This window comes from Clostridium sp. DJ247 (assembly GCF_014231265.1).
Genome location: NZ_JABAIW010000121.1, coordinates 1 through 2,886, shown reverse-complemented (window position 1 = coordinate 2,886; position 2,886 = coordinate 1). Strand labels below are relative to the sequence as shown.

The following is a 2,886-nucleotide window of genomic DNA, read 5'->3' as shown; positions in this document are numbered from 1 at the left end:
TTGTCATAGGTTCATCTCTCCTTTTGTTCGAGCATATCATTTTTTATTCCCTACGACAACTATTTTAACACCGGGGGGTAAGAAGAATTCTTGATGTACCACATAGACATTGTATATTTACTATTCCGAAGGAATTTAGAAAATATTTCTATTGGAACAGAAAATACCTTAAAGATCTTCAAGATATGGCGTATCAGGTTATAGAAGAATATATAAATGATGTTAATGGTAAAAACAGAACTGCCTTTGATAAGAAGAAAAGAAGTAAAAAGGGAGCAACTATCTGGCAATAATGAAGAAAATTAAAGGACTATACACACTTTAAAATTTATGCAAAAGTGTGTATAGTCCTTAATATTTTACTTATGAATTATACACTTATAGAACATATTATTCAAACATACAAACAACTAACTACAAATTACTATTATGAATAGTAACTAAGGTATATCATGAGCCATATGCGAGGACCGCATGTGCGGTTCTGTAAGAGGTCTGAAATCGAGATTAGTTATCCGGATTTCTTCTTACTCGATTTTTTATTTTTTTAACTTGTTCTATTGAAAGTTCAGTAGCAATGGCAACTTGTTTAATGTCTAATCCCATTTCAAGTAAATTTTTTGCAACTTTTAATGCCTTTTCAGTAGAACCTTCTTCTTTACCTTTTTGCCTACCTTCTTCTCTAAGTTTTTTATCCAGTTCAAGTTTTCGCATAATTTCTAATAAAAACTCTTTGTTATCGCTGCTTATTTTGCCTACTCCCATATCTTTATACACCTCCAATAGCTCATTTGGATTTGCTTCTGTTACGACATCCATAATTATTGCATATAACGGATTTTTGGTGTTGGATATATACTCCATTAACCATTTTTTTATTAATTCTCTATTTTGATATTTTGTTTGAAGAAGTTTTAAGTAAGCTGCCTGCTCATCTGGTAAATCTTTTGTAACTAGTAGCTGGGTCTTTATATCTGTTTTTTCTATATAATATATTCCACTATCTATTTTCTCTATTTCAGCTTTTTGTGTACTTTTTAAATATTGTATTAATTTCTTTGGATATTTATTAGAAGTTATTGTTAAAGTGATATCATCTATATCAATTTTGTTTGTTTCACTAGATAAAGCCTTATATAAATAGGCGTATGCTTTAATTTTAAAATAATCATCTATAGATACATAATCAGAGGGTGATTTATATTCAAATATATTATATTGTTTAAAAATTTTACCAATCAATTTATGTATCTTTATGTTATCCAATTTTTTTATAATTAGTATATCTATCCTTAGAGGTTCAGCAGTTAACTGATGCTCTGTAAAAAATTCAAGATGTTTTTCATAGTCTTTTAATTCCAATTGTACAGCCGCAGCAAAGGCTGGGTGCCATTTGATTTTTTCCTTAGTCAAATTTATCACTGCCTTTATTTTTATTTAATTATATCATATAAAATTTTCATTTGAAATACATCGAAAAATAATTTTGAAGATTGTATGTGGAGGTCACTGAAGCTGAAAGAAAAGGCAAAAAAATAAAAATAACTACAGGAGCCATTCTATCTGAAATATATGGAAAAATAGTAGAAATAGCAGATAACATAGGAAGAAAAACGGCTTATGAATATGATGGAGATAATCTTATAAATGTATATTTCCCAAATGAAGGAGTTTTAACCTACACCTATAAAGATAATTTAATAACAGCTATAACAGACCAAGATGGAAATACGTATGTAAAAAATGAGTATGATGAATCTGGAAGAGTAATAAAGCAGTATGATCGTGAAGGAAGCATAATAGATGTAGAATATAATGACAAGGACATGGAAAATACGTTTATACACAGATCAACACAGTATTTGTATATGGAGAAAAGCATTTTGATAAAGTTACAGTTGTGAAAGATCCAGAAGGTAATGTATTCAAATATGAATATGATAAAGCAGGAAGAATGACTTCCATAACTAGTTCTTATGGTACTGTAGAATTTGGCTATAATGCTTTAAATAAGAAAACTCATATAGTTGATGCAAAAGGTAACACCACAAGATTGATGTACGATAAATTAGGAAACCTAATAAGAAAAGTACTTCCAAATGAGTATAATGAAGCTGTAGACAATGGTACAGGTTATCAATATCGTTATGATGCTTTTGATAGACTTATAAAAACTATAGATCCATTAGAGAATGTATTGGCAGTAAAATATGATGCAGAAGGAAATTTGATAAAGGAAATAAATCCAAACTATTATGACAGATATACTGATGATGGGCTAGGTGTAGAATATGAATATGATGATAATAATAGAAGAATAAGATACAATAGTGAAACAGATGATGGATTAGGTACAGAGTATGAATATGATGAAAGAGACAGACTTGTAACCATAAAAGACCCAGAGAGCAATGTATCCAGACGTTTTGTATATGATAAAGCAGGCAGAATAATAAAAGAAATAGATGCTAAGGGTTACTTAAGTTCGGATACTGATGAAGCTCGTTATGGTACACTTTATAAGTATAATACAGCAGGCTGGATGCTTGAAAAAAGAGTTCCTGTGGAAGAGCAGTCAGGTAGTATAAAATATAATGTAACTCTGTATAAATATGATAAAGCAGGAAGAAGAGTAGAAGAGAAAATATCTCCAGAGTATGTAGATGAAAATGCTTATCCAAAACAATATAATACTATAATTTATACTTATGATAAAAACAGCAGAATAACAAAAATTACTGATACCACAGGAGCAGAAGTACATTATGCTTATGATTGCCTTGGAAACAGAACCTTAGAAAGATTGAAAATAAATGCAAATACCTATAAGGTAACTAGATATTACTATAACAGCGTAGGTTTGCTTGAAAAAGTAAGCGAAGAGAT

2 protein-coding genes and 1 pseudogene are annotated in these 2,886 nt (G+C 29.6%); 2 read left to right on the top strand and 1 reads right to left on the bottom strand.

The features are described from left to right. Positions 1-507 precede the first annotated feature (507 nt). The gene (locus HGI79_RS22255) at positions 508-1,413 is read right to left on the bottom strand and encodes a 3-isopropylmalate dehydrogenase (RefSeq protein ID WP_185652854.1); all 906 of its coding nucleotides are present in this window, start codon (positions 1,411-1,413) and stop codon (positions 508-510) included. 86 nt (positions 1,414-1,499) lie between these two features. On the opposite strand from HGI79_RS22255, the gene HGI79_RS22250 reads away from it, so the two are divergent. Beyond that, positions 1,500-1,904, top strand: coding sequence for a hypothetical protein (locus HGI79_RS22250; protein WP_185652853.1), 405 nt, complete (start codon positions 1,500-1,502; stop codon positions 1,902-1,904). Beyond that, positions 1,901-2,886: pseudogene (locus tag HGI79_RS22245) on the top strand (RHS repeat protein); the annotation flags it as partial. The gene HGI79_RS22250 and the pseudogene HGI79_RS22245, both read left to right, overlap by 4 nt.